This is a genomic window from Roseomonas rosulenta (assembly GCF_016106005.1).
GTDB classification, from domain to species: domain Bacteria; phylum Pseudomonadota; class Alphaproteobacteria; order Acetobacterales; family Acetobacteraceae; genus Neoroseomonas; species Neoroseomonas rosulenta.
On record NZ_JACADR010000233.1, the window covers coordinates 1 to 7,228 of the forward strand.

General features: G+C 72.6%; 6 protein-coding genes. 3 read left to right on the forward strand and 3 right to left on the reverse strand.

Features of this window, described 5'->3' with window-relative positions; translation table 11 throughout:
* The 3 genes from HW578_RS20470 to glcF form a co-directional block, all read right to left on the reverse strand.
* A partial coding sequence (locus HW578_RS20470; RefSeq protein WP_198372566.1) for a tetratricopeptide repeat protein occupies positions 1 to 568 on the reverse strand: 568 nt, incomplete at its 3' end.
* A 47-nt stretch (positions 569 to 615) separates the two neighbouring features.
* Entirely contained in the window at positions 616 to 912 is a 297-nt protein-coding gene (locus HW578_RS20475; RefSeq protein WP_198372567.1) for a hypothetical protein, read from the reverse strand.
* Positions 909 to 2,225: a glycolate oxidase subunit GlcF gene (glcF, locus tag HW578_RS20480; protein ID WP_198372568.1), complete on the reverse strand. Its 1,317-nt coding sequence runs from the start codon at positions 2,223 to 2,225 to the stop codon at positions 909 to 911. Before glcF ends, HW578_RS20475 begins: the two co-directional genes overlap by 4 nt.
* Before the next feature lie 103 nt (positions 2,226 to 2,328).
* Between glcF and HW578_RS20485 the strand changes: the two genes are divergently transcribed.
* The 3 genes from HW578_RS20485 (at position 2,329) to HW578_RS20495 (ending at position 7,179) form a co-directional block, all read left to right on the forward strand.
* Positions 2,329 to 3,147: a hypothetical protein gene (locus HW578_RS20485; protein ID WP_198372569.1), complete on the forward strand. Its 819-nt coding sequence runs from the start codon at positions 2,329 to 2,331 to the stop codon at positions 3,145 to 3,147.
* 94 nt (positions 3,148 to 3,241) lie between these two features.
* Positions 3,242 to 4,870 carry an ABC transporter permease gene (locus HW578_RS20490; protein ID WP_369407943.1) on the forward strand — a complete coding sequence of 543 codons (1,629 nt, stop codon included), beginning with the start codon at positions 3,242 to 3,244 and terminating at the stop codon, positions 4,868 to 4,870.
* A gap of 47 nt (positions 4,871 to 4,917) precedes the next feature.
* Positions 4,918 to 7,179, forward strand: a complete 2,262-nt coding sequence (locus HW578_RS20495) for a penicillin acylase family protein (RefSeq protein WP_198372571.1) — start codon at positions 4,918 to 4,920, stop codon at positions 7,177 to 7,179.
* Positions 7,180 to 7,228: the final 49 nt, after the last annotated feature.

Here is a 7,228-nt window from a genome sequence, read left to right on the forward strand (position 1 = left end):
CCGCCTTGCGGCGCAGCTCGCGCAGCCGCTCGGCCCCGCCGCGCAGGCGCGGGTGGAGCGCCAGCGCCGCCTCCATGCTGCGCAGCGCGGCGCGCGCGTCGCCGGCCTCCTCCTGCAACAGCGAGAGCGTCAGCAGCGCGCCGAAGTGCCGGGGTTCGAGCCGCAGCGCCTCCTGCAGGTCGCGCGCGGCCGATGCCGGGTCGCCCAGCGCCGCGAAGGCCTGGGCGCGCTGGTGCCAGGCCTCGGCACTCTGCGGGCTCAGCGTGATGGCCGCGTCGAAATCCTCGAGCGCCTCGTCATGGGTGCGCGCGGCGAGGTTGCGCGCGCCGCGGCGCAGCAGCAGCACCGTGGCGGGCGAAGCCTGTTCCACCCACAGCGTGCGGATACGCCCTTCCATCATGTGGGCCACCGCATCGTCGGGGGCGGCCTTCAGCCCGTCGAACAGGCTGTCGAGCTCGGCGCGGCGGCTTTCCTGGGCGCGGTTCGGCGCGGACTGGGACTGGCTTTCGGCCAGCACCGGCACCAGCAGCAGCGGCAGGGCGATCAGGGCGATCAGGGCGGCGCGCATGGCGCCATGTTCCGCCCGCCGGGCCCCGCGGGGCAAGCCTCGCGTGATCATGTCAGGCTGAGGATGGTCATGCCGATCGCGACTGCAAGCCTGGCCGCGCCGGCCCAGCGCGGGTCGGAATCGGACCGCCCGGCGGACCGCCAGACGCCCACGGCAGCAACAAGGTTGTAGGGTAGCGACAGGGCGTGGCCGACGATGAAGCCCGCGACCGTCTGCCCGGCCATCATCAGCCAGAAGAAGCCGATGGAGCTGGCGATGTTCACCAGCAATCCGACCAGCACCGCCCAGGTCCAGAAGGCCTCGCCCAGCGGCAGCTCGCCACGCCAGAGGCGCAGCAGGATCACGCCGCGGCGCGGGCGCGCGCGACGGCCGCGGGTTCCGGCCCGCCGGCCATCCAGTCGAGCAGTTCGACCGTGTGCACCGCCGGGATGGCGCCGTCGCCCAGCTGCGTCAGGCAGCCGATATTGCCCGAGGCGATCAGGACGGCGCCGGTGCGCGCGATGTTGCCCTGCTTGCGCGCCTTCAAGTGCCCGGCGATCTCGGGCTGCATCAGGTTGTAGGTGCCGGCCGAGCCGCAGCAGATATGCCCCTCGGCCGGTTCGCGCACCACGAAGCCGGCGGCCTTCAGCAGCGCCTTCGGCTCGGCGGTGATCTTCTGCCCGTGCTGGAGCGAGCACGCCGCGTGGTAGGCCACCGTCATGCCGGGCGCTGCGCGGCTTGGCGCATAGCCGAAACGGGTCAGCACCTCGGTGATGTCGGCGGCGAGGCCCGCCACGCGCGCGGCCGCCGCGGCCTCCGGTTCCTCGCGGAACATGTGGCCGTAGTCCTTGAGCGTGGTGCCGCAGCCCGAGGCATTCACCACGATGGCGTCGAGCCCCTCGCCCTCGATCTCGGCCATCCAGGCGGCGATGTTGGCGCGCGCCAGGCGCATCGCCGGGTCGTGGTGCCCCATGTGGTGGTCGAGCGCGCCGCAGCAGCCCTGCCCGCGCGTCACCACCACCTCGATGCCCATGCGATTGAGCAGGCGGATGGTCGCCTCGTTGATCGAGGGGGCCAGCACCTGCTGCGCGCAGCCCATCAGGATGCCCACGCGCGCGCGGCGCGGGCCTTCCGCCGGATGCACGCGCGGGCGTTCGATGGCCGATGGCGAGGGCACCGATGCGGGAGCAAGGCGCAGCATCGCGCGCAGCCGCTGCGCCGTCATCGAGGCGCCGGGCACGAGCCGCGCGAAGGGGCGCGCGAGCGTGGCCCCCACCAGAGCGAGCCGGAACCGCCGCGGATGCGGCAGCACGAAGGACAGCACGCGGCGCAGCGCGCGTTCCGGCCAGGGGCGCGTGTAGGTGCGCTCGATATACGCCCGCGCATGATCGACGAGGTGCATGTAGTGCACCCCCGAGGGGCAGGTGGTCATGCAGGACAGGCAGGACAGGCAGCGGTCCACATGGCGCACCACCTGCTCGGTGGCCGGCTTGCCGCCTTCGAGCATGTCCTTGATCAGGTAGATGCGCCCGCGCGGGGAATCGAGCTCGTCGCCCAGCAGCAGGAAGGTCGGGCAGGTCGCCGTGCACATGCCGCAATGGACGCAGGTGCGCAGGATGCGGTTGCTCTCCGCGGTCTCGGGGTCGGCGAGCTGTGCGGGCGAGAAATTCGTCTGCATCCCGTCGTTCTACGGGAGGCCGCGCGCCGCCGCCAGCAGGCCCGGCGATGGACGCCCGCAACGCCGCGCCCCTATCCTTCCCCCGGAACAGGGGATTTGCCGCATGGTCACCGAAGCGATCCAGGAGCTCGCGGCGTTCAGCGTCCTCGCCTTCGCGGCGGCGTTGTTCCTGATCCAGGCCGTGGCCAAGGAGATCGGCTATGTCTTCGGCCATCGCCGCGCAGGACGGCAGGAGAACCCCGGGGAAGGCGTGAGCGTCGTGGTCGGCGGCATGCTCGGGCTGCTCGCCTTCGTTCTCGCCCTGACCCTCTCCTTCTCGAGCGCCCGCTTCCAGGAGCGGCGCGAGGGAACGCTCGCGGAAGCCAACGCGATCGGCACCGCCTGGCTGCAGGCCCAAGCGATCGGGCACCCGCGCGGCGCGGAGATCGCCCGCCTGCTCGAGGACTACACGGTCGTCCGCAGGGACTTCGTGATGGCAGGCCGTTTCGCGCCCGAGGTCGAGGCGGCGACGCGGCGGACCAATACCCTGCAATCCGCGATCTGGGGCCACCTCGCGGCCATCGTGCGCGAGCGCCCCGACCCGGTGGCCGCCTCGCTGATGAATTCGCTCAACACGACCTTCGACCTGGCGACGGCCGAGCGCTTCGCCTTCGCAACACTGTTCCCGCCGCAGCTGTTCTGGCTGCTGATCGGCATGACGACGGTCTCGATGGCCGCCCTCGGCTTCCAGCTGGGGCTCCGCCAGAAGCCGCTGAGGGTGCTGTCCTTCCTGCTGCTGTCCATGTGGACGGCGACCATGACCATCATTCTCGACATGGGCGCGGCGCGGCTGGGTTCGATCCGGGTCGGGGTGCAGGCCTATGACTGGACCATCCAGGGCTTCCACGGGGGCGTGACGATTCCGCCTGCGCCGGCGCGCTGAGGGCCTCTCCCCCCCGGCTGCGGGGCGTGCTATCGCCCCGCTGAGAATGGTTCGCAACATTGCCCTTGCCGCGACGCCGGCCCGCACGCCGCCGGTGCGGACGCGCCGTGCGCCTGCCTGGGCCTGGGCCTCGCTGGTGGTCGCCCTGCTCATTGGCGCGCCGTTGCTGGCGGTGCTGGTCACGGCCGCGACCGGCCCGGGGGCGAGCGTGCTGCACATCGCGGCCACCACCCTGCCCGAGATGCTGCGCAACTCCGCGCTGCTCGCGCTGCTGGTGGCGGTGATGGCGGGGTCGGCAGGTGCGGTCTCGGCCTGGATCGTCTCGACCTGCGAATTTCGCGGCCGGCGCGTGCTCGAGGTCGCGCTGCTGCTGCCGCTGGCCATGCCGGCCTACCTCAACGGCTATGTCTACACTTGGCTGTTCGACGTGGCGGGTCCGGTGCAGCAGAGCTTTCGTGATCTCACGGGGCTGCGCTACGGCCAGTACTGGGTGCCCGAGATCCGGTCCTTGCCCGGTGCGGCGCTGATGCTCGCGATGGTGCTCTATCCCTACGTCTACCTGCTGTGCCGGAGCGCCTTCCTGCAGCAGAGCGTCTGCCTGCTGGAGGCCTCGCGCACATTGGGGCACGGCTTGCCGCGCACCTTCCTGCATGTGGCGCTGCCGCTGGCGCGCCCCGCGCTCGCGGCCGGCATCGCGCTCGCGCTGATGGAGACGCTGGCGGATTTCGGCACGGTCCAGCATTTCGGCGTGCGCACCTTCACCACCGGCATCTACGAGGCGTGGTTCGGCATGGACGACCGCGGCGCCGCGGCGCAGCTCGCCGTCGGGCTGCTGGGATGCGTCTTCCTGCTGCTGGGGCTCGAGCGGCTCTCGCGCGGCGGGCGGCGCTTCCACCCCACCACCACCCGACAGCCGCCACTGCGCCCGGTGGTGCTGCACGGGGCAAAGCAGGCCGGCGCCATCCTCGCCTGCGCCCTGCCGGTGGTGCTGGGCTTCGCCATCCCCGCCGGCGCGCTGGCGATGCTGGCGGCGACCAGCGGCGACCCGCTGGACACGCGGCGCTTCCTGCCCTTCGCGGTGAATTCGCTGATGCTCTCGGGCATCACCGCCCTGCTCGCGGTCGCGATCGCGGCGATGATGGCCTGGGCGGTTCGGATGCATCCCTCTCCCGCGCGCGCCTTCGCGAACCGTGTCGCGTCGCTGGGCTATGCGCTGCCGGGATCGGTCATCGCGGTGGGCACGCTGGTGCCCTTCGGGGTCTTCGACAATGCGCTCGATGCCTGGATGCGGGAGCGCTTCGGCGTGTCCACCGGGCTGCTGCTGTCGGGCACCATGGCGGCACTGGTCTTCGCCTACCTGGTGCGGTTTCTCGCGGTGGCGCTCTCGGCGGTGGAATCGGGCCTCGCACGGCTGAAGCCGTCCTTCTTCGCCGCGGCGCGGGTGCTGGGGCGCACGCCGGGCCAGGCGGTGCGGGAGGTGGAGTTGCCGCTGGCGCGCGGCGCGCTGCTGACCGCGGCCGTGCTGGTCTTCGTGGACACCATGAAGGAATTGCCCGCGACGCTGATCGTGCGGCCCTTCGACTTTGATACGCTGGCGGTGCGCATCTACAACCTCGCCTCGGACGAGAGGCTGGCCGAGGCCTCAACCGCCGCGCTGCTGATCGTGCTGGTCGGGCTGCTGCCGGTGGCGGCGCTGACGCGTGCCATGCGCCGCGCGGACTGACCGCCGCGCCCTTGCCGAGCCACGACGCCGGGCCAAGCTTGCAGGCGATGAAGCGCCTCCTGTTCCTGCTGATGCTGCTGCCCGGCTGCGCCGCGCTCTCGCCGCGTACGGTCGGCACCGATGCGCGCATCGCCGCGCTGCCCGCCGCCGGTGCGGCGGTCGAGCGCCCCGTCACCATCCGCTGGAACGACCACATGGTGCCGTGGGTGGAGGCGGAGACCGACCGCGACCTGTTCTTCGCCCTCGGCCTGGTGCACGGGCATCTGCGCGGCGCGCAGATCGCGCTGCTGCGGCTGGTGGCGCGCGGGCGGCTCTCGGAAGCGGCGGGGCCCTTCGCCACCGAGATCGACCACGCGCTGCGCATCCTCGATTTCGGCCGCGCAGCGCCCGCCATACGCGCCGCCTGGCCGGAGGAGACGCGGGTACTGATGGCATCCTTCACCGCCGGTCTGAACCACGCGGTGATGAACGGGCGCCCGGCGCCGGAATTCGGCCTGCTCGGCCTGTCGCGCGAGCCCTTCACCGAGGAGGACCTGATCGCGATCGGCCGGCTCGCGGGCACGGACGTGAACTGGCTCGGCTACCTTGCGCTGCTGCCGGCGCGCGGCACGCCCGGCTTCGCGCGGCTGTGGGAACGCACCGTCGCAGCCGGATCATCGGCGCCGGAAGCCGCGCTGCCGGAGGGCCGGCGCCTCGCGGTGATCCGCGATATCCTCGCGGGTTCCGGACGCGTGGGGTCCAACACCGTGGCAGTGGCGGCGCGGCGGTCCGCCACCGGTGGCGCACTGATCGGATCGGACCCGCATCTGGGGCTGATCCAGCCGAATGTTTGGCTGGCGGCGGGGATGCGGTCGCCCTCCTTCCACGCGGTCGGGCTGATGGTCCCCGGCCTGCCCTTCCTCGCGATTGGGCGCAACGCCGACATCGCCTGGGGCGGGACCAACATGCGCGCCGCGTCGTCGGACCTGTTCGACGTGTCCGGCCTGCCGCCGGAGGATTTCCGCACGCACACCGTTCGCATCCGCCAGCGGCTGTGGTTCAGCGCGGAGCGTCAGGTGCGCCTCACGCCACATGGCCCGGTGGTGACGGATGCATCCGTGCTGCCGCGCCGGCCGGGCGACGTGATCGCGCTGCGCTGGGTGGGGCACGAGCCGACGGACGAGATCACCGCGCTGCTGGGGGCGGCGCGCGCGCGCAGCGGGGAGGAATTCCGCGCCGCCTTCGACCGCTTCGGCGTCTCGGCGCAGAACATGGTCTGGGCCGGGCGCGACGGGCGCATCGGGCAGTTCTACGCCACCACCATTCCCGACCGCCGCGCCATCCCGCCCGACCCGGTACTGGACGCGCGAGACCCGGCCGCGACCGCGCCCTGGGGGCGCCTGCTGCGCACGCCCGACCTGCCGCATGTGGTCAACCCGCGAGAGGGCGTGCTGGCGAGTGCGAACAACCGCCCCGAGCCGCTGGGTGGCCGCGCGCCGCCGGTGCTGGGCTTCTTCTTCTCCGACAGCGACCGCGTGGAGCGTCTGCGCGAACTGCTCGCATCGCGCCCGCGCCACACGCCGGCCGATATCATGGCGATCCAGGCGGATACGCGATCGCCACGCGCGGGGCGGTTGGCGGCGGCGCTGTCGGCGCGCATGGCCGGCATCGCGGAAGCCACGCCACTGGTCGATGCGCTGCGCGGCTGGGATGGCGACTACCGAGCCGATTCCCGCGCACCGGTCGCCTTCGAGGTCCTGCTCGCGCGGCTTGTCCCGCTGCTGGCGGCCGAGGACCGAGCCGAGGCGACGGGCAACCGCCGCGCGCCGGAGAGCCAGTGGAACTTCATCACCGCCTTCCTGCTGCGCGACCTCGATGGGCTGGAGCCCCCGCGGCGCGAGGCGGTGCTGCGGGACGCGTCGCGCACCGCCGCGACGGATTTCGCGCGGCTGACCACCTGGGGCGAGATGCACCGCCTGCCGCATGCCCATGCGCTCGTGAACCTGCCGGTGCTGGGCGAGGCCTTCTTCCGCTATGGCGACTACCCCGTGGGCGGGTCGCGCGAGACGCCAATGAAGACCAGCCACGGCCTGGTCACCGCGCGCCACAACACCGCCTTCGGGTCGATGGCGCGCCATGTCAGCGACATGGCCGACCCGGATGCCAACTGGTTCACGCTCTGGGGCGGGCAGGATGGCTGGCTCGGTTCGGCCGCCTTCGCCGACCAGGTGCCGCTGTGGCTCGAACGGCGCTCCATCCGCGTGCCGCTGCGGCCGGAGGCGGTGGCGACGGAGTTCCCGCGCGTGACGCGGCTGGCGCCGCCGCGATGAGCGGGCCGGACGCCGCCGGGCCGGGGCGGTGCGCCGGCGCTGCGGCGCG